At 56.8% G+C, this 20,437-nt stretch carries 18 protein-coding genes; 4 read left to right on the top strand and 14 right to left on the bottom strand.

Annotated features, from left to right (window positions below; translation table 11 throughout):
• Positions 1–102: 102 nt before the first annotated feature.
• The 9 genes from ACIQYF_RS16135 to ACIQYF_RS16095 form a co-directional block, all read right to left on the bottom strand.
• Positions 103–714, bottom strand: a complete 612-nt coding sequence (locus ACIQYF_RS16135) for a hypothetical protein (protein ID WP_402863652.1) — start codon at positions 712–714, stop codon at positions 103–105.
• Positions 715–757: 43 nt separating this feature from the next.
• Positions 758–1,777: a UDP-N-acetylmuramate dehydrogenase gene (gene murB, locus ACIQYF_RS16130; protein ID WP_402863649.1), complete on the bottom strand. Its 1,020-nt coding sequence runs from the start codon at positions 1,775–1,777 to the stop codon at positions 758–760.
• A complete protein-coding gene (locus ACIQYF_RS16125; protein ID WP_402863646.1) occupies positions 1,774–2,238 on the bottom strand; it encodes a low molecular weight protein-tyrosine-phosphatase in 465 nt (154 codons plus the stop codon). Before ACIQYF_RS16125 ends, murB begins: the two co-directional genes overlap by 4 nt.
• Positions 2,238–3,002, bottom strand: a complete 765-nt coding sequence (kdsB, locus tag ACIQYF_RS16120) for a 3-deoxy-manno-octulosonate cytidylyltransferase (protein WP_402863643.1) — start codon at positions 3,000–3,002, stop codon at positions 2,238–2,240. The genes ACIQYF_RS16125 and kdsB overlap by 1 nt, the downstream gene beginning before the upstream one ends.
• On the bottom strand, positions 2,999–3,184 hold the full coding sequence (locus ACIQYF_RS16115) for a Trm112 family protein (RefSeq protein WP_003442540.1): 186 nt from the start codon (positions 3,182–3,184) through the stop codon (positions 2,999–3,001). The genes kdsB and ACIQYF_RS16115 overlap by 4 nt, the downstream gene beginning before the upstream one ends.
• 26 nt (positions 3,185–3,210) lie before the next feature.
• A complete protein-coding gene (lpxK, locus tag ACIQYF_RS16110; RefSeq protein WP_402863638.1) occupies positions 3,211–4,206 on the bottom strand; it encodes a tetraacyldisaccharide 4'-kinase in 996 nt (331 codons plus the stop codon).
• A complete protein-coding gene (locus ACIQYF_RS16105; protein WP_402863635.1) occupies positions 4,206–4,634 on the bottom strand; it encodes an ExbD/TolR family protein in 429 nt (142 codons plus the stop codon). Before ACIQYF_RS16105 ends, lpxK begins: the two co-directional genes overlap by 1 nt.
• A complete protein-coding gene (locus ACIQYF_RS16100) occupies positions 4,631–5,266 on the bottom strand; it encodes a MotA/TolQ/ExbB proton channel family protein (RefSeq protein ID WP_402863667.1) in 636 nt (211 codons plus the stop codon). Before ACIQYF_RS16100 ends, ACIQYF_RS16105 begins: the two co-directional genes overlap by 4 nt.
• A gap of 225 nt (positions 5,267–5,491) precedes the next feature.
• The gene (locus tag ACIQYF_RS16095) at positions 5,492–7,696 is read right to left on the bottom strand and encodes a DNA internalization-related competence protein ComEC/Rec2 (protein ID WP_402863664.1); all 2,205 of its coding nucleotides are present in this window, start codon (positions 7,694–7,696) and stop codon (positions 5,492–5,494) included.
• 146 nt (positions 7,697–7,842) lie between these two features.
• Between ACIQYF_RS16095 and ACIQYF_RS16090 the strand changes: the two genes are divergently transcribed.
• Positions 7,843–8,361, top strand: coding sequence for a DUF2062 domain-containing protein (locus tag ACIQYF_RS16090; protein WP_402863632.1), 519 nt, complete (start codon positions 7,843–7,845; stop codon positions 8,359–8,361).
• An 82-nt stretch (positions 8,362–8,443) separates the two neighbouring features.
• On the opposite strand, the gene ACIQYF_RS16085 is transcribed toward ACIQYF_RS16090, so the two are convergent.
• The 3 genes from ACIQYF_RS16085 to ACIQYF_RS16075 form a co-directional block, all read right to left on the bottom strand.
• On the bottom strand, positions 8,444–9,223 hold the full coding sequence (locus ACIQYF_RS16085) for an ABC transporter permease (protein WP_402863629.1): 780 nt from the start codon (positions 9,221–9,223) through the stop codon (positions 8,444–8,446).
• Positions 9,220–10,152: an ABC transporter ATP-binding protein gene (locus ACIQYF_RS16080; RefSeq protein WP_402863626.1), complete on the bottom strand. Its 933-nt coding sequence runs from the start codon at positions 10,150–10,152 to the stop codon at positions 9,220–9,222. Before ACIQYF_RS16080 ends, ACIQYF_RS16085 begins: the two co-directional genes overlap by 4 nt.
• A 146-nt stretch (positions 10,153–10,298) precedes the next feature.
• Positions 10,299–10,922, bottom strand: a complete 624-nt coding sequence (locus ACIQYF_RS16075; protein ID WP_402863623.1) for a glutathione S-transferase — start codon at positions 10,920–10,922, stop codon at positions 10,299–10,301.
• 148 nt (positions 10,923–11,070) lie between these two features.
• Here ACIQYF_RS16075 and ACIQYF_RS16070 point away from each other — a divergent pair, with 148 nt between their 5' ends.
• Together ACIQYF_RS16070 and ACIQYF_RS16065 are read left to right on the top strand one after the other, a co-directional pair.
• Positions 11,071–13,518 (top strand): acyl-CoA dehydrogenase, encoded by a 2,448-nt coding sequence (locus ACIQYF_RS16070; RefSeq protein ID WP_402863620.1) that lies wholly within the window; start codon positions 11,071–11,073, stop codon positions 13,516–13,518.
• 62 nt (positions 13,519–13,580) lie between these two features.
• Entirely contained in the window at positions 13,581–13,997 is a 417-nt protein-coding gene (locus tag ACIQYF_RS16065) for a PA2817 family protein (RefSeq protein WP_402863617.1), read from the top strand.
• Between the two features lie 16 nt (positions 13,998–14,013).
• On the opposite strand, the gene ACIQYF_RS16060 is transcribed toward ACIQYF_RS16065, so the two are convergent.
• The gene (locus tag ACIQYF_RS16060) at positions 14,014–14,982 is read right to left on the bottom strand and encodes a LysR family transcriptional regulator (protein WP_402863614.1); all 969 of its coding nucleotides are present in this window, start codon (positions 14,980–14,982) and stop codon (positions 14,014–14,016) included.
• An 87-nt stretch (positions 14,983–15,069) separates the two neighbouring features.
• On the opposite strand from ACIQYF_RS16060, the gene ACIQYF_RS16055 reads away from it, so the two are divergent.
• On the top strand, positions 15,070–15,696 hold the full coding sequence (locus ACIQYF_RS16055) for an alanyl-tRNA editing protein (RefSeq protein WP_402863611.1): 627 nt from the start codon (positions 15,070–15,072) through the stop codon (positions 15,694–15,696).
• Here the strand turns inward: ACIQYF_RS16055 and ACIQYF_RS16050 are convergent, their stop codons facing one another.
• On the bottom strand, positions 15,697–20,424 hold the full coding sequence (locus ACIQYF_RS16050) for a dermonecrotic toxin domain-containing protein (RefSeq protein WP_402863608.1): 4,728 nt from the start codon (positions 20,422–20,424) through the stop codon (positions 15,697–15,699). It abuts the gene before it with no gap.
• Between the last annotated feature and the right edge of the window lie 13 nt (positions 20,425–20,437).

The following is a 20,437-nucleotide window of genomic DNA, read 5'->3' as shown; positions in this document are numbered from 1 at the left end:
CGGCCACATCTGGCATTGAAATACAAAACGCCCGATGCGGTGCATCGGGCGTTTTGAGACTGAAATGGGTGTAAACCTATTTCAGGACTAGACACGCTTACCTCAGAAGAACCAAAACGAGCGGCGGCCTTTCTCCAGCTCATCACGGCACTGGTTAAGTTGCGCGCCGTAGGTTTGCGATTGCTGCTGGACTTTATTCGCCACCTGCATCAGCCAGGGTTTGGCACGGTAGGTGTTACGACTGTAACCACCTCGCCCTTCGTGATAGGCCAGATACTGGTTATAAGCATCCCACTTGGAAATCCCCAACTGCTGCTGGGTACCCGCTGTGTACCAACCAATGAACATGATGGCATCGGCATAGTTATCGCGAGCCCCCGAACGGCCCATGCTTCTTTCAAAGTCTTTCCAGGCAGGAGGCTGGGCTTGGGCGTACCCATAGGAGGGGCTTACCCGCCCCCACGGGATGACCCACAACACGTAAGCGCGGGGCGGAAGCGCGTCGGCAACAAAGCTGCTCTCTTGCTTCATGATCGCCATTGCCACGTTGGGCGGCGTACCCCAGCGACTCTGCATCGCCACCGAGTCCTTGTACCAGGCCGGGTATTGACGATAGATGTTGCAGAGGTTGTTCTGGTCTCTGGGCGGGGCAGTCGTGCAGCCGGTCAACGCCACCAGAGTTATCGCTAACGCACAGAGCGGTAGTTGTTTCATTGATCATCCCGTGGGCGTTAAAACCGCAAGCAGCGCCAAACCCTTAATAGACGTTGGGTTCCATCTCCAACTGCACTGCAAACCGTTGCTCGATATCCGCCTGAATCCGCTGCGCCAACGCCAGTAACTGCATGCCCGTGGCCGAGCCATAGTTAACCAGCACCAGCGACTGCAAACGATGCACACCGGCATCCAGCTCACGATAGCCTTTCCAGCCTGCGGCTTCGATCAACCAGCCTGCCGCCAGCTTGACCTGACCATCGGCCTGCGGGTAGCCAATCAGTTCGGGGTACATACGTTTTAACTCGTCAGCCAGCACCGCCGAGACCAGCGGATTTTTAAAGAAGCTCCCGGCATTGCCCAGCACCGCCGGGTCCGGCAATTTTTCGCTGCGAATACTGCTGATCGCGCGACTCACATCACTGGCCGTCGGCTGTTCAATGCCCTGCTCGGTCAGACGTTGACGCACGGGGCCGTATTCCAGATGCAGACGCGCCATCCGGCTCAGGGCAAATCTCACTCGCAGAATCAACCAGCGCCCCGGCTGCTGCTTGAAGACGCTGTCACGATAGCCAAATGTGCACTCTGCCAAGGTGAAATCACGCAGCTCACCGGTTTGCCGATCCAGCGCCGTCAGGCCAGCAAAGACATCTTTGATCTCAACCCCATAAGCACCAATGTTCTGCATTGGCGCAGCGCCCACTGTTCCAGGGATCAAGCTCAGGTTTTCAAGGCCTGACATGCCTTGCGCCAAGGTCCACAACACAAAAGCGTGCCAAACCTCCCCCGCTTCCGCTTCGACCACGACCCGCTCACCATCATCCTCAAGCACCCGAATGCCGCGACTGGCCATGCGCAATACCAATGCGTGAACATCGCCGGTGAGCAGCAAATTGCTGCCACCACCGATGACCAGCAACGGCAACTGTTGATCGACCGAATACTGCAACGCTTCGCGCACGTCAAAGTCGTTGTGTGCCTCAGCAAACAGGCTCGCCCGTACCTCCACGCCAAAGCTGTTGAACGACTTCAGTGACGCATCAACTTGCAACTGCAAACTCATAAACGTCCCTTCAACTCAATCACCAGCAGATCGCAGGCTCGGTCGACCAGATCCAGCACTTCTTCAAAACCGTGGTCGCCATCGTAATAAGGGTCAGGCACTTCGTCCTTGACCCCGGCATAACGGCGTAAAAACAAATCAAGCTCAGCGAGCGCTCCCGCTGGCTGCAACGCCTTAAGGTCACGTAGATTGCTTTGGTCCATCGCCAGAATCAGATCGTAGCGATTAAAGTCCATCGCCGTGACCTGCTGGGCGCGCTGGGCCGACAGGTCATAGCCACGACGCTTGGCCGCCCGCTGGCTGCGCGCATCGGGCGGCTTGCCAACATGCCAGTTGCCCGTCCCCGCAGAGGCGACCTCGATGCGCTCAGCCAGACCGGCTGCACGTAACTTTTGGCGCAATACGCCTTCTGCGGTGGGTGAACGGCAAATATTGCCCAGGCAAACAAACAGAACGCGCATTACGCCTCCAGCAAACGCCGAACGCGCTCAAGGTCTTCAAGGGTATCCACTCCGGCGGGTGGCGCTTCAAGCGCATCGGCGACGTGAATCCGCACGCCATGCCAAAGGGCGCGCAACTGCTCAAGACGCTCGGTGTTTTCGAGCCAGCACGGCCCCCAACTGACGAAGTCATGCAGCAAGCCTGCACGGTAGGCGTAGATGCCGATATGGCGACGGTACGGCACACCGGCTGGCAGCACGTCCGGCTGCTGGGCAAAGTCATCACGGGCCCACGGCAATGTGGCGCGGCTGAATGTCAGCGCCAGTCCGTTGATGTCACTGACCACCTTGACCACGTTCGGATTAAACAGCTGTTCAATGGCTTCAATCGGCTCAGCCAGAGTGGCCATGCTCGCTTCGCTGTGAGCAGCCAGGTTGATTGCCACCTGATCGATCACCTGCGGCGGGATCAGCGGCTCGTCACCCTGGACATTGACCACGATGGCATCGTGGGCCAAGCCCAGTTGCGTCGCGACTTCGGCCAGACGGTCGGTGCCCGACTCATGGTCAGTTCGGGTCATCAAGACTTCAGCGCCAAACGCCTTGCACGCCTCAACAATGCGCACATCGTCGGTGGCAACCACCACTCGCTGCGCACTGCTTTTACAGGCCTGCTCCCAGACGTGCTGAACCATCGGCTTGCCGGCAATCAGTTGCAACGGCTTACCTGGCAAGCGGGTCGACGCATAGCGCGCCGGAATCACCACTGTAAAAACCGGGATCATTTATCCAGACGCTCATCAGTGCTCAGGGTACGGGCTTCGGTTTCCAGCATCACTGGAATGCCATCACGGATCGGATAGGCCAGACCGGCACCTTTGCTGATCAGTTCAGTTTTGTCGGCACTGAGTTTGAGCGGGCCTTTGCACACGGGGCAAGCGAGAATGTCGAGCAGTTTGGTGTCCATAAGGGTTCCCTGAAATTAAAGATGAATTAGGGCAAAAGACGCTGTAACTGTTGATCCAACCAAAGGGCAAACGCCTCTGACGGAACAGCGTCAACCGCCAGGTACCACCATTGCGGTGACGCAAAGTCGCGGCATTTCACGGCGTCCTTTTCGGTCATGACCAATGGCAGTGACGGCGTAAAACTCAAGACCTCGGCGCTGTAGGGCGCATGGTCTGCAAAAGCGTGGGCGACTGGCCGCCAGTGTAGCGCTTCAAGGGTAGTGAAGAAACGCTGCGGATTGCCGATCCCGGCCACCGCGTGCAGCGCTTGACCCGGCGCAAAGAAGTCCAGCGGCTGGCGCTCACCGCTGCGCAGATTGATCAGCGCAGAGGGTTGCAACTTGAAGGCAAAACCTGCCTGCGGGTCGCAGTCTGCGCCGTTGTACAACACCGCATCGACGCTCTCCAAACGCTCGACAGGCTCACGCAGCGGTCCGGCAGGCAGGCAATGACCGTTGCCCAGACCTCTGGCATTGTCGATCAGCACCAGTTCCAGGTCACGGGCCAGCCGGTAATGCTGCAAACCATCGTCAGACAGGATCAAGTCCAGCGGTTCGCTGGCCAGCAAGGCTTTGACCGCACGGCTGCGATCCGGATCAATCATCAACGGCACGCCGGTGCGCTGCACGATCAGCAAAGGCTCGTCACCCGCCTGCGCAGCGCTTTGCTGCGCCGTGACGCGCCACGGTAAGGATGGCGGATTGGCGCCATAGCCACGACTCACCACGCCGACCCGCAAGCCTTTGCGCTGGCAGTGCTCGATCAACCATAAAATCAATGGCGTTTTGCCGGTTCCCCCCACCGTGATATTGCCGACCACAATCAGCGGCACAGGCGGACGATAAATATCGCCCTCACCCGCCACAAACCGTGCACGCTTGCGTTCAACAACGCGCCGATACAGACATTCCAGAGGGCTCAACAATCTGAGCAACGGGTGGCCGTTGTACCAGGCACGCAACAAACGATCGGACATGGCCATCAGGGAGTCGCCTGCGTCTCAACAGTGGTCATGCGCAAATGACTGAAACCGAGCTTGCCAGCTGCGTCCATCGCCGTGATTACGAACTGATGCTGAGCCTTGCCATCTGCACTGATCGACACCGGCAGACTGGTGTCGCCCCCCGAGGCGGTTCGCAAAGCGTCCATCAAGCTCACCAGATCGTTTTTCGCCAGTAACTGATTGTTCACCGAAACCCCCCCCTCGGCACTGATGGCGATATCCAGTGGCTGGGTGTTCTGGTCTTCGCTTGGCGTGCCGCTGACGGCCTCCGGCAAATCGACGCGCATCTGCGTTTCACGGGTAAACGTGGTGGTCACGACGAAGAACAGCAGCAGGATAAACACCACGTCGATCAGCGACGCGAGGTTAATGTCGACCGTTTCTCGTGGCTTGCGGCGAAACTTCACGCTTTGCTCCCAACCATGTCGACTTCGCGGTCGCCCTGAACCACTTCAACCAGCTTGATCGCTTCTTGCTCCATGCCGACAACCAGCTCGTCCACTCGACGCTGCAGGAAGCGATGGAAGAACACGGCAGGGATCCCCACCATCAAGCCTGCCGCCGTGGTGATCAGCGCCTTGGAAATACCGCCCGCCAGCACCGCCGCATTCGTGGTCATGCCCGACCCCATGAAAGAGCTGAAAATATCGATCATGCCCAATACGGTGCCCAACAGGCCCAGCAAGGGCGCCATCGCAGCAATCGTGCCCAAGGCATTGAGATAGCGTTCAAGCTCATGGATAACCCGGGCGGCGGCTTCCTCGATGCACTCTTTCATGATCTCGCGACCGTGCCTGGAGTTCGCCAGGCCAGCGGCCAGAATTTCACCCAACGGAGAATCAGCGCGCAGTAGCTTGAGTTTTTCTTTGTCCAGCTGTTTGTCCTTGATCCAGACCCAGACCTGCCCGAGCAGGTGCGGCGGGGTCACGCGGCTGGCGCGCAGGGTCCACAGACGCTCGACAATAATGCCCAGCGCGGCAACAGAACTCAGAATGATCGGCAGCATCATCCAGCCGCCGGATTTGACCAGTTCCCACACAGTGACAATCCCCTCGAAAAAGTGCACCACTTTACCATAGGGGCGTTTTTAAAACCCTGCGGCTTGGGCGGTAACGGCTGCGCAGGGTTGCGACCTGATGCACTCACCCTAGACATCATTGCGTGGGCTCGCCGCGATCGGCCGGCGTGGTTAAGATCAAAAGCCAGATCAAAACACGGGGGGTGAACACGGCACCTGTAGCAGCGCGCTTGTCTCACGATCTTTTTAATCCCGCCAAAACCGCCGCTGGTCGCGCCGGCTTTCGGCCACACCATAAGTACCCAGCCGAAAACGGATTGCCCCCTGCTCGGCGCTGTCCAGGATTGCCATGCCCAGTGCTTCATAGCGCGCCATCACCTGTGGATGCGGGTGGCCAAAGGTATTGCCGTACCCCCGAGAGATCAAGACCGTGGCCGGTGACAGTTTTTTTAGAAAAACCGCCGAAGAAGAGGTGCGACTGCCATGATGCGGCGCCTGCAGCCATTGCGTGGGCACGGCCAGCGGGCTGGCCATAAAGGCACGTTCTGCCTGGATGTCTATATCGCCAGTCAAAAGTAACCGTTCGTCGCTGGCCTCCACCTGCAGCACGCAGGATCTTTGATTGCCATCGGTCGCACCGGGCCATTGCCATAACGAAAACCTCACCCCGTCCCACTCCCAACGGCTCCCGCTCGCACAGGGTTGGGCCTGCAGTGACTCAGGCAGTCCAGGCACATCGCCACTCACTACTCGCTTCACCTTGATGGCGCGCTGCACCGCCAGCGCACCGCCCGCGTGATCCGCGTCGGCGTGGCTGAGCAGCATCATATCCAGCGTGCCAATGCCCATTGATCGCAGCGCCGGGACCACTACCCGCTCGCCTTGATCGAAGTCCCTGACTTTAGGGCCCGCGTCATACAACAGCGTGTGATGCCGCGTACGCAAGACCATCGCCAAGCCCTGCCCGACATCCAGCTGCACGACCTCGGCCTGGCCATGAGGGATCTGTTCACGCGCGGCGAATACCGCCAGCAACACCAAGGGCCAACCCAACGGTCTGAGCACCATTCCGGCGGGCAGCAGCAGGATGACCGTACCCGCCGCACACAGCAGCCATACGCCGATCGGGACCGTGGCGGGAGACCAAGGCGAGACGGTGTCGGCCAGCAACGTCAGCCCCTGGATAAGCCCATTGAGTAAACCGCCCGAGACCCAGAGCAGCCCGTCACCTAACCAGGGCACCGGCAATAGAAAGGTGCCCAACAAGGCGGTGGGCAGCACCACCAGACTGATCCAGGGCACGGCCAGCAGGTTGGCCAGCGGCCCGCTCAGGCTGATGGGCAAACCCAGAATCCATAACATCGGGAACAACCCCACGGCGATCAAGCCCTGAGGCCGCAGCCACACAGCCTTCCAGCCCCACGGGCCCAGACGCCCGCCAAAGGTAAAGATCAGTACCGCAACCGCCGCGAAAGACAACCAAAACCCAGGCATCAAGCTCGCCAGCGGCTCAGCGATCAACACCGCATTGAGCGCCACTAAAAAAGGCAGCCATGCCCCCAAGTGGCGGAACCGCAAACGCCATATCAGCACCATCCCGAGCATCACGCAGGCACGCTGAACCGGCACCTCAAAACCGGCCAGCAAGCCGTAGCCCAACGCCCCTGCAAAGGCCAGACCGCAGGCCCAAGGCAGCCATGGCAGACGCCGCGGCCACAGACCGTAACGCGCCAGCAAAGCGACCAGACCGTAAATCAACCCGGCAAACAGACCGATATGCTGGCCCGATATCACCAGTAAATGCACCGTGCCGGTCGCTTGCAGCAGCGCCCAGTCCTCGCGACTCAAGCCCGAGCCGTCGCCCATGACCAGCGCCGCCAGCCAAGGTGCTCGGCCATTGGCATCGCTGCGCAGCAACCGCTGACGCAAGCCGTCACGCCAGGCATGACGGGCTGGCGCCAATAGCTGGCCATCTTTGATGGTGCCTGTGGCACCCACTCGTTGCGCCAATAACCAGGCCTGAACATCAAAACCTTGAGGATTCAACAGCCCTTTGGCACGTTTGAGACTGACCGCCAGTCGCCAACGCTCGCCACTGTTGACCGGTGGCCCGCCGTACCAGCTCAGGCGCAGCGTAGAGGGCAGTTCAGCATGCCGTGATTGCGCGCCTTGTAACTCAAAGCGCACGGACATCCCTGAGCGCTGCGGCAAGCCGACAACCCGCCCCTCAACCCACAGCGTTCGACCATCCAGCGCGGGTGCCAAACGCTCATCCAGCGCCCACTGCCCCGAAACACAGGCCCACCCCAGCCCCAACAGAAACAATCCGGCCGGGTAAATGCGCAAGCCCAACAGCAGCAGTCCCGCTCCCAGCACCAACAGCACCCACTCAACGGCGGGTATCACCGGTAAAAAGCGCAACGCAATCAAACCCGACGCCAGCGCCAACATCCCTGTGTGCATAACTCGATCCAAAGTCATCCTTGCTTTCGGATTAGTCGTGAATACGCATCGCAGACTAAAAAATTGTCACAAAGTCTGAATAGTCACCCTGCAAAATTTGGGCATACTGCCCCCTTGCTCCGAGCGAGAAGCCTATGCCACGGCGGTTAATCAAACGTTTCATGCCAGATCCGGCCCGCATAAGGGAACACAAATCCTTACGCTTCTTGGGCACCCTGCTCCATGACCCTAACCTCTGGCACCTCAATCGCCATTCGGCCTCACGGGCGATGGCTGTGGGTATTTTTGCAGCCTTTATCCCCATCCCCTTCCAAATGCTGCTGGCCGCCTGCCTGGCGATCACGGTGCGCAGCAACATGCCGATATCGGTCAGCCTGGTGTGGCTGACCAACCCAATTACCATGCCCCCGGTTTTTTATTGCACCTACCAACTCGGCGCTTGGCTGATGGACGTCCCCCCGCGCAGCTTGCCCGATGAACTGACGTGGGAATGGATCAGCAGCCAGCTTTCGACCGTATGGCAGCCGTTTTTGTTGGGTTCAGTGGTGTGCGGCGTGGTGCTGGGAGGGGGGGCTTACGGCCTCACCATGCTGTACTGGCGATGGTGGGTGAATCGGCAATGGAAACGCCGGAAAAACAATCGAAAAGGTTAATGCGTCTGTAGCCGGTAGGAGCGAGCTGGCTTCGCGATCTTTAAAAGGATCAAAAGCTCGCTCCTACTGGTTTAATCCCCGGTTACTGACGCATCCCGCGACCGCTGACCAGCAGCTTCGCGCAAGCGATGTACAACACGACAGTCGCCACGACCATAAAGGTCAGTGCCACGCTGATCTTGATGTCCGAGACACCCAAAATGCCGTAGCGGAAGGCGTTGACCATATGCAGCACCGGGTTGGCCAGCGACACGGTTTGCCAAAACGGCGGCAGCAGGGTAATCGAGTAAAACACCCCGCCCAAGTAGGTCAATGGCGTCAGCACGAACGTCGGAATAATCGAAATATCGTCGAAGTTGCGGGCAAAGACGGCGTTAATGAAGCCCAGCAACGAGAAAATGGTCGCCGTCAGCACCACGACCACAATGGTCAGGCCCAAGTGATGCACTTGCAAATGGGTGAAAAACAGCGACAGCAGTGTCACGATCACCCCGACCATCAAACCGCGCAGAATACCGCCCACGGTAAAACCGATCAGAATGGTGTGCGGCGACACCGGCGATACCATCAACTCCTCAATGGAGCGCTGGAATTTGGCGCCGAAGAAGCTCGAGACCACATTACCGTAGGAGTTGGTGATGACTGACATCATGATCAAACCCGGCACGATGTACTCCATATAGGTGAAACCACCCATATCACCGATTTGTCGACCGATCAGGTTACCGAAGATGACAAAGTACAAAACCATGGTGATCGCAGGTGGCAGCAAGGTTTGCGGCCAAATGCGGGTAAAGCGGCGTACTTCACGATAAATGATGGTGTTTAACGCAATCAGGTTGGGGCGCAGCTCCGAGCTCATATCGCCACCTTCGTCAGGTTTTTCTCGACCAACGACACGAACAACTCCTCAAGGCGATTGGTTTTATTGCGCAGACTCACCACTTCGATGTGTTGCGCGGCCAATTGAGTGAACAAACCGGTAATGCCGACGACTTTGTCGACTTGTACTTCCAGTGTGGTGCCATCCAGCAATTGGCTCGGGTAACCGATCAAGTGCGGAGCGACCGCCAATGGATTTTTCAAATCAAGCAAGAAGGTCTCGACATGCAGCTGCCCCAGCAACTGGCGCATGCTGGTGTTTTCAACAATGGTGCCGTGGTCGATGATGCCGATGTTGCGGCACAACTGCTCAGCCTCTTCCAGGTAATGCGTGGTGAGGATGATGGTGGTGCCCTGCTCATTCAACTCAGTGAGAAAGGTCCACATCGAGCGACGCAGCTCAATGTCTACACCCGCCGTCGGCTCATCGAGAATCAGCAGACGCGGCTCATGCACCAGTGCACGGGCAATCATCAGACGGCGCTTCATGCCACCTGACAATGAACGCGAAGGCGTATCGCGCTTGTCCCAAAGCCCTAACTGCGTCAGGTACTTTTCGGCGCGTTCCTTGGCGATTTTTGCCGGAATACCGTAGTACCCCGCTTGGGTCACGACGATGTCGAAGGTCTTTTCAAACTGGTTGAAATTGAACTCCTGCGGCACCACGCCAATGCTGCGCTTAAGCGCAGCCGGATTACGGTCCAGGTCATGGCCAAAGATGTTCACCGTGCCACTGGTTTTGTTGACCAGGGTCGAGAGAATACCGATGGTCGTGGACTTGCCGGCTCCGTTAGGGCCAAGCAAGGCGAAAAAGTCACCTTCGGCAACATCCAGATCGATACCACTCAGGGCCTGGAAACCGTTGCCGTAGGTTTTGGTTAGCTGCCGTATGGACAGAGCGGAACTCATATCGGATTACGCACCAAGATGGGGGAAAGAGGGATGACTCAATAAGGGCGAACTGTCAGTAAGACAAGTCCGACAAAGCCGTTAAACACGTTGCATGGTGCTTGGCCTCGTCGCACAAGTACAGTCGCCCGTATTAATAATGGCTATTAAGTCAACGCAGTCATGACTGCATTGCGGTAGGCCGGACGCCGCTTCAAGCCCTCATACCAGGCTTGCAGATGCGGCAATGACGGGCGTTCGATGGGCATTTCGAACCAGGCGTAGATGAACGACCCCAGCGGGATGTCACCCATGCCGATTTCATCGCCCGACAGGTAAGGCTTTTCAGACAGCGCCTGTTCAGGGACAGCCAGCAACGCGGCGCAGGTTTTGATTGAGGCATTGATTTTGTCCCAATCCTGCTGCTCGGCCGGCGTGCGCAAGACACCCCAAAACACATCACGGAAGGCACCCGCGAAAGACGACGTGGTCCAGTCCATCCACTTGTCAGCCTGCGCACGTACCCGAACATCCGTCGGGTACCACGATGTATCCGATCCGTATTGAGCGCTCAGGTACCGCACGATGGTGTTCGATTCCCACAGCACAAAACCATCATCATCGATCACAGGGACTTGGCCATTGGGGTTCAACGCCCGGTATTCAGGGCTGTTTACCACTCCAAATGCACCACCCGCATCTTTTCGGACATACGGCAGCGCCAACTCTTCGATACACCACAGAGCTTTTCTGACATTTGACGAATTCTTGCGACCCCACACTTTCAGCATGATGCAACTCCTGATTGATAGACGCCGCAGCAGTCTACGCCGTGAAGATGAACTGCGCCTCTTGAACAGGGTCACTATTGAACGACCTGGCTCAAGAGTTGCGACTAAGCTCACATGGGTGCCCGCTTGGCTTCACGGAGGATTGGATATGCTTTTGTTGTGGATTGTGGTTTTGATCGTTGGCGTAGCCTGGTTGGCTCATCGCCGCGTTGCGCCCCTGACGGCGATTGCCGTGGTAGCGATTTACCTGCTGATAATGGACTTCTTCAGCCATGCGCCGATCTGGGTGTTGGTGCTGTTGTGGGTGTTGCTGGCAGCACCTGCGGCCTTGTTGTTATTGCCTGATCTGCGACGCAAGCTATTCACCGCCCCGTTGTTCAGCTGGTTTCAGAAAACGCTGCCGCCGATGTCGCAAACCGAACGCGATGCCATCGACGCGGGGACCGTATGGTGGGATGGCGAACTGTTCAGTGGTCGCCCTGACTGGAATCAGTTGCTGGCTTACCCCAAGGTGCAGTTGACCGAAGAAGAACAGGCGTTCATCGACGGCCCGACCGAAGAACTGTGCGCGATGGTCAGCGACTGGAAAATCGGCCAGGCGATGGATCTGCCCCCAGAGGCGTGGGCCCATATCAAAACCCACGGTTTCTTTGCACTGATCATTCCCAAGTCGTTCGGCGGCAAGGGGTTCTCGGCCTACGCCCACTCACAGGTCGCGATGAAACTCGCCACCCGCAGCGGCGACCTGGCATCGACCGTCATGGTACCCAACTCGCTCGGCCCGGCAGAATTGTTGCTGCACTACGGCACCGACGAACAGCGTAACCACTACCTGCCGCGTCTGGCCCGCGGCGATGACATTCCGTGTTTTGCTCTCACCGGCCCGTTGGCAGGTTCGGACGCAGGCGCGATGCCCGACACCGGGATCATTTGCAAAGGGCAATGGCAAGGCGAAGAAGTTATCGGTCTGCGCCTGAACTGGGAAAAGCGCTACATCACTCTCGGCCCCGTCGCCACCCTGCTCGGCCTGGCGTTCAAGGCACACGACCCTGAGCACTTGCTGGGCGACAAAGAGGACCTGGGCATCAGCCTGGCGCTGATCCCCACCGACACTCCCGGCGTTGAAATCGGCCGTCGACACTTGCCGCTGGGCGCCGCATTCATGAACGGCCCGAACTCCGGCAAAGACGTGTTTATCCCTCTCAGCTACCTGATTGGGGGCCAGGAGATGCTCGGTAAAGGCTGGATGATGCTGATGAATTGCCTGTCGGTCGGGCGTTCAATTTCGCTGCCGGCAGTCGGCACGGGCGCGGCCAAGTTCACCAGCCTGGTGACCGGGCAATACGCGCAGGTGCGCGAGCAATTCAATGTGCCGTTGGCGGCTTTTGAAGGCATTCAAGAAGCCTTGGCGCGCATTGGCGGTAACGCTTGGCTGATGGACAGCGCGCGCATGCTGACCGCAAACGCGGTGGATTTGGGCGAGAAACCCTCAGTGCTGTCGGCGATCCTCAAGTACCACCTGACCGAGCGCGGCCGCGAATGCATCAGCCATGCGATGGACGTGCACGGGGGCAAAGGCATCATCATGGGGCCTAACAACTACCTGGGCCGCAACTGGCAGGGCGCGCCGATTTTCATCACCGTGGAGGGGGCCAATATCCTGTCGCGCAACTTGATGATCTTTGGTCAGGGCGCGATACGCTGCCACCCGTTCGTGCTCAAGGAAATGGCCCTGGCCGCGCGTGAAGACCGAGATCAAGCCCTGATCGAGTTTGACGATCTATTGCTCAAACATATCGGCTTTGCCGTTAGCAACGCGGCCAGCACGCTGGTCTTGAACCTGGGTCTGGGACGCTTTGAACACGCCCCTGGCAACCCATTGAGCCAAGGCTACTTCCGTGCCTTGAATCGTCAGGCCGCGGCCTTTGCGCTGCTTGCCGACCTGAGCATGATGCTGCTGGGGGGCGAGCTTAAGCGCCGCGAGCGTTTGTCAGCGCGCCTGGGCGACGTTTTGAGCCATATGTACCTGGCCTCTGCCGCGCTCAAGCGTTATCACGACCTCGACTCACCCGAGTACCTCAATCCTCTGTTCCAGTGGGCCATGGAAGAAAGCCTTGGCCATTCGGAGCGGGCCCTGGACGAACTGCTGAAAAACTTCCCGAGTCGGCCTCTGGGCTTCTTGCTACGCGGGGTTGTGTTCCCGCTTGGCCGCCGCCACACCGGGCCATCCGATGCACTGGACGCGGAAGTCGCCGCCGTACTGGGCCGCGCCAAAGGCGATCCGACTCTGGAAGCGGTACTTGCAGGCTGCTACCGCCCGCAATCACCGGAAGACGCCGTGGGCGCCCTGCAACACGCGGCAGACCTGTTGAATGCGGCCCGTCCGCTGCACAAAAAACTCCACGAAGCGCTGAAAAGCGGTCAGCTCAAACCCGTACCGGGCGAATCGTCCATCGACACGGCGCTGAACGCAGGCGTGCTGCAAGCGGGCGAAGCTCAAACATTGCGTACTGCCGAAGCTGCTCGCCGCAAGGTGATTGATGTGGATGACTTCTCCAAAGAAGAACTCACTCACAGTGAAGGAAAAATACGCTAGCAGGACAGCGGGCGCACAGAGCTTTATACTCTCGCGCCCGTTTTGCTTTAGAGGACGCCGTGATGGCTACCAACGATCTCAACCATAACCTCGCCCTGCTCGATATGTTGCGCAGCATTCTGGTTGCTGTCGGTGATGCCGAACAGATTCCGGAAGAAAGCCACGCACTGTTTATCGAACGTTTCGATGAGATGAAGAGCGGTTTGCTGACCGATTTTGACAGCAGCCAATACTTGGGCCAGGACATCCTGTGCCAAGTGATTGAACGTTACCCACAAATCGGCCACCTGGTACCCCGTGACCTGTTGTGGTTTTTCGGCGGTGCGTGCTTTAACTACTTGTCCGATGAAGAGTTGAACATGTATGAAGCGCTGGAAGAGCGCCGCTATGAGGCCGAACAGAATGGCGAGCCGTTCGACTGGAATCAGGAAAAGCAGTTCATGGCGCTGCCCACCCACGAAGACAGCCCGCAACATTAATTGAACGACTGAATGCTCAAGACCTGTCCGGTGAACCGCGCAGGTCTTTTTTTTGCCACGAGCCCAATGCTGGCTCTTGCGCCAGGCGCTCCACCAGATAGTCGATAAACACCCGCATCTTGGGCGGCAAATAACGCGAAGGGCTGTGCACAAGCCACCCGCCGCCATGGTAGGACGCTATAAAGTTCCAGGCTGGCAGCACGTGCACAATCAGGCCCTGCTCCAGCGCCTGTCGCGCAGTGAAGTAAGGCAGGCTGCCAATTCCAATATGCTGCAACACCGCATCCAGCCTCACGCCCGTGTGATTGGCCGCGTAACGGCCCTTTACCCCGACCGTCACCGTTTTACTGCCTTGCTTGAATTTCCAGCGTGCATCCGCCGGGGTTTCCCCCAGATAAACACAACTGTGCTCACGTAAATCCTCGGGTTGCCGAGGCGTGCCGTGTTCCGCCAGATAGGCAGGCGTTGCGCACAGCAAGTGCTCGATTGCAAATAAATGGCGGCCCACCAGCCCTGGAGGCGGCTGATCGGTGATACGAATGCTCAAATCGACATTGTCATCAATCAGATCGACATGCCGGTCCTCCAGAATTAATTGCACATCGATCTTGGGATAGCGCCGCAAAAATTCGGGCATGTGCGGATGGACCACGTATCGGCCAACCGCCTTGGGCACGCTGACCCGGATCAACCCTTCAGCCTCCTGGGTGTAACGGCCACTGAGATCCATGACTGATTGTGCCGCCCCCACCACCTCCTGGCAGCGTTTGAACACCTCCTCGCCGGCATCGCTTAGACGCAGCTTGCGCGTGGTGCGCTGCAACAAACGAATCGCCAGGGCTTTCTCCAGACGGGCAACACTGCGACTGACAGCAGAAGGCGAAGTGTCCAGCTGACGAGCGGCTTCGGAAAAACTCCCGACCTGGACCACCCTCACGAAGATCACCATTTCAGCCAGTAATGAAAGCGGTAGATTTATGCTCACAACGCACAGGTCCATTGAAAAATTGACGGATTATCACGCACAGAGCCAAACCCTATACTAAAAACAGACAACGATCAGGACCACCCCATGACTCAACGCCTCTTTTTTACCAGTGACGCGCTCAGCGCCGATGTCGACGTCATTGACTGCACACCTTGTGAAGAAGGCTTTGCCGTCACCTTGCGGGCAACCCCTTTTCATCCTCAGGGCGGTGGACAACCGTGCGACATCGGCTACATTGGCGACGCCAAAGTGGTCAAGGTCTTGCAGCAGCAAGACAGCATCATGCATTACGTCACGCAGGCCATTGAAACGGGGCCCGCACGGGCAGAGGTTGATTGCGCGCGCCGAGAGTTGAACGCCCGCCTGCATTCCGCCGGGCATTTAATCGGTGTCTTCGGTGAGCAGGCGGGCTGGATACCGAGCAAAGCCCATCATTGGCCAGGTGAATGCCGGGTCAGCTTTACCCCCGGTGAACACGCACAACCCATCGACGCCCAGCAGATCCAGCAACGTCTGGAGCAATGGATCCGTGCTGATCTACCACGGCATGTGCGAGTGGATAACCAGCAGCGTGCTGTCCAATTTGGCGACTTGCCGAGTTATCCGTGTGGCGGCACCCATGTCAGCTCCCTGGCCACGTTGGGCGCCGTCAACGTTATCTCGGTTAACCTCAAGAAAGGCGTGTTATCGGTCCGTTATGACCTGAATTGACTATTCAGCCGATAAGAACAACTGCCTCGCCAAGTCGGGTTCCAGCTTGGCGCGGTAGACCGCGACGTAATCCTTGGAACTTTGAGCCTTGGCATAGAGTGATTTATCACTGAAGGTGCGCTGTTCAGCCGTTTTCAAATGCGCAACATCAAACTCATTGCTCGGGGTTTGCAGGGTCTTGTAATGGAAATGTGCATACCACAACTCTTTTCCCTGCAGATCCTTGACGACATATTCCTGAAGATAATCTTTTCTTTGACCTTTGGTTAAATGCTTCCTGGGCCCAATCCGGACAATCTCTATTGCATTCTGGTTTTTTAAATAGTCGACGTTGGCCCCCGTGGGTGGGAGGCGTTTGATAATACTGATACGCAGGTTACGACCCTCCTCTCTCAACCTGGCGGCCCCCTCTTTGAGGTTGTGGCTCAGCGCATTGGCACCCACTCTGCGCTCATCACTCAACGTCTCAACTTCGGCGCTGGTGGCCTGGACCATGCTGTCCATCTGCATGGCCACTTCCTCGAGTGACATTGCCTTGAACTCCAGGATTTCCTGGATTTCGACTGGAATCCTCGTAAATTCAGCGCTCGCGCGGGCGCTGGCTATCGCGTTTGTGAATTGCCCCAGCAATGTTCGGGCGTCGCTTTCAAGTTTGGTTAAGGTCTTGACATGAGTAGCTTGCAAGGTCGGTGGCCGTTGGGGCGCAATCTCCTCCCACTCTCCACTTTGCACCCTGCGATAGGAGTGCACTTTTAAGTTGTCCACCCCCTCAATGACATCGACAATCTCTTCTGCCGAGTCCGAGCTTGAATGGCGCAGCGTGCCGACCAGCAACTGTTTTTTATCGGTCTTGATAATGCGCTGCTTTTTTTTCGAACCCTGCCCGGAGGCATGATGACTGACCTTGCGACTCGGCCCCGGCCTCGGCTCATCAGGTTCGGAGGATGAACTTTCAGAGTCGATAATCACTGCCGCCATTTGGTATTCCGCATACTCGCGCAAGGTCTTGAGCACATTGATCATGGGCGCAAGGTATTCATTTCGTAAGTGCTCAGAATTTAACTCCAGCAGACTCTGGCACACGGCCTCTGTCGCGTCATAGCGCTGCAGTGCATTGTCCAAAAAAGCCAGATGTTCAGAGGTATAACCTTGTTGCTCACGCCCCAGGTTAAATTGAGACCATGCGGTATCTACCAGTGCGCCTTGGCCGAACAGGTCAAACGCCGATTGTTCTTCAGGTAACAGGTTTTCACTTCCTCGGCGTATCAGTAACTCACACAGCGTTTCTAAATAGGTCGGAGCCCAATGCCGATCAAAGTTTTTAGCATTGGGCCCGTTTACTATTTCCGCCAATGGGCTGCTTCTGGGCAGCGGCCTCTTTCCAACATGCTCCAACGCCTCAACTTCAATGAGAGAGTTTTTAAAAAGACGCTGCTCAACCCGCTCTGTGGTTTTCAGCTTTCCAACCCACTGTTCATAGGAGGCTGTCTGCCCACCTGCCATATCATCCAACACGCTCTTCAACGACGATTCATAATCAGGCAGAGAGTTACGCACGGGAAGTTCTCGCAAGTATTCTTCCAACATATTTTGAAACTTGAATGATCTGAGGGCCAGGCGTGCCCATCTTTCCTGGGTGTTCGCCTCATGATGATCAATGGCAATGACTTTATGCGCTGCATCCGTTAACCGATTAAGCTCTCCAATACTTTCCCGCCACTGGATCAATTCAAGCTCATACCGATCTAAACTTGCCTCTCTGCGCTCAGGGTTTGTCTCAAGCATTTTTTCCAGCGTATCTGCTGCCTTTGCTCGGCGACTCAGCTCGTTCTCTATCGTTTTTGCCTGATTCAACAACAACGTGACCTTTTCAACGTTTTTGGCCTGCTTCGCCAGAATCCTTTTATTAGGCCCGCCTCCGCGCAACCCCAACCGTAAATCAAGGTTCCACTCACCGGAAGGGCTGCTTTTAAGACGAGGACCTGTCGTTTGCGGGTCGTGCTCATTACGTATCACTACACCGTCTGCATCCGTACTGACGAAATACGTTTTACCCTCTAATTGCACACAGTACTGATCTTGAAGTTTGATCAACCCTTTTAGCCCGCCCTCCTCTATCCGCGTGCCTTGAGTCAAATCAACCTCCACTGCAAACGCATCCAGTGCAGCCTGCAGCGCAGGGGTCAGGCGCATTGACGAACTGAACCAGGAGTAATCCATGGCGGAGTACTCGGCGATGGTTTGCGGCGTATGGCGGTCAGGCAGTTTTTTCTGAATCAGCGCAGATGCCTCCAGGGTTAAGCCCGGCTCAGGCTTCTTGTCGTTGTAAACCGAGAGCATCGGTTCATCCAACGGCGCTTCATGGCGCCATTTTTCGTTGGCAGTGGCGCGAAAATTCAGCCCTTCGTGCAACAACGCCATGCTGATGTTGAACAGCAAGTCGACAACCGTTTGCATGGCTGCCTCTTTGTCACCTTCGAGTCGGGCCTGCAGGCCGTTATCAAGGCTTAGAAGTGTCTGAAAAATCCATGCAGCTTTCTGCAGGGGCCCGCTGATGAAAAAGGTCAAGCCATTGAACAGACTCCAACCGTAACGTTTGATCGAGGCCCAGCGCCGCTCAGAAGCCGACACCGTTTGTTTGTCTGCCAAGGTGATCAATGCCTGGGCATGAGCCTGATACATCGCCTCAAAGTAATCACCGACGATACGCTGAGTACTCAAACTCGCCGGGCTTCTGGGCAACAACGCTAAAAACCCTTCGTTCAACACACTCTCAAGGTGAGGCCGTTTGAAACCGCCGTCGGCATAAAAACCATGCGCGCTGTCTTCCATCCAAGCCAATACGCTTTCCTGAAGCTCACCCGGCTGTCCGATAGCTTCCAGCAGTGCGGCCCAGCTCGCAAACTCCAGCAGGGGGTCAGCCGTTAAAGGCCGATAAAGGATAAAAGGCCCGGCATCAAGATCATCGGGGCCCAGCAGATACATATTGGCCACAAGGTCAATGGCTGATCCTTCGTAAGCATGGAACCCCAAAGGCCGGACACAGACATTGCAATTATCCACTGCCAGCCCGTTATCAGGCCGCATGAGGCGCGCCACTGTTTGCCAGCCTTGAGCGGTAAATCCGGCTTGGACCTTGATTTTTTTCTCAAGAGCCAGCATCGACAATTGCACGCTGATCTGCGATTTGAATAAAGCCTGACGCTCGTCGAGTCCGGCTTCATCGTCAATCAACAAGCGTTTGATGAGTTCGATGTAATGGGTACTTATATCCAGCTCATCAATCAGGTTTTTAACGTAACTGCCTGTTAGCCACTGTGGCACCGGTCTATCCCGGCTGTCCTGAACGTCAACCAGCCCGACTGGCCATCCACCTCTATAGCTCAACGCGAAGTCGACAAGGGAGGTACGGGCTTCGTTGAACTGCGGCATTTGCAGGTTTTCAACGGTCAGTTCGACGACCTGAATGTTCGCCACATCGACCAGATCCTCGGGATGATCGAGATTAAGCCGCTGCGTCAGCATCTGCAGCGCATAGGTGGGTAAAGCATCAATGCCTTCAAGAAAGGTGCGGCCCTTGGTTTTTTGTTGCCAAAAAATGTGGGCCGACAACAACTCGCTGTATGACAACTGATCGTCGGGTTCAGCCTGCTGCAACCACGATGGCAAGTTCTCAATGACATGCTCAAGGTAGCTACGCTCTTGCGGATTAAAGAGCGGGATATGGCCCCCCGCATCATCCAGCGCCCGTACAAGCCGCGGCACACTCCAGCGTTCGGCTTGGGCGGTTTGCCCCAGTCTGGCAATCGTGTGCAGTTGCGCATCGATCAATGTCAGCGTCAGCGCTTCAAATACATCCCCCTCAGGCTCATACAGGGTCCATGTAAATAAAGACGCCTGAACTCGCTCACTGACATGTGGAATAAAACTGGCGCCCAACCATTGCAGTGAACGAAATTCCTCAACACCACGCTCAGGGCAATAGCTGAGAATAAAAGAGCGATCGGCCATATCCCGGGTGACGACCAATGTGCCCGGCAATTGAAAGCGCTGCGGCCCTGTTCTCTCTGTGCTTTGAATGTTGACCAGATAAGCGTGCAAAGGGGTTTCAAAAGAACGATTCAACCGCTCGGTTTTATCCGGGAATGCGCTGATAACGGCCAATGAAACCGCTTTTTCATTCGATAGCGCAGGCACACGGTTGCGATTGGAGGTTGTCGAGTTCAATCCCGCTTTCAGTGATCGAGACAGCCATTGAAAAGGACTCTGCTTACCTTCATGCCGCTCACTCCAAAACGCTGCCACGGCCTGTTGGTAGGCCCCGATCAGCATCGCTGAATGCTCATTGATAATGGCCTGCAAGCTGTCCATGCTCACTCGCTGAGCAGGCGGGTTCTCGGTATCGCGACTGGTTGTAAGACGGTGCTCGCCCTCTATCAACGTGAAGGGCGAGTCGTCTATGAACCGCTGAATCATGACCTCGTCCGGGGCCATAAAGCGATAATGCCGAGGCTGGGGGTTGTCGGAATCAAAAGCCGTCAACGGTTCTGCCAACGCTAAATCAGCAGCAGTGGCAAGCAATCCCGGGAATTTAGTGTCCAGTGCTTTTTTGAACACGTCTTTGACCACATCCTGAAAGCTGGGACGCGAGCCAAAATCCTCGGCTTTAAAACTGCTTAATACTGAATACGCCGCTATAAGATCGGGGGTTTTTGAGAGCTCGTTCATGGGGGTTCATCGC

It is taken from the genome of Pseudomonas sp. NPDC096917 (assembly GCF_044762555.1).
Lineage (GTDB): Bacteria > Pseudomonadota > Gammaproteobacteria > Pseudomonadales > Pseudomonadaceae > Aquipseudomonas.
This window is presented reverse-complemented; position numbering and strand designations above follow the sequence as displayed.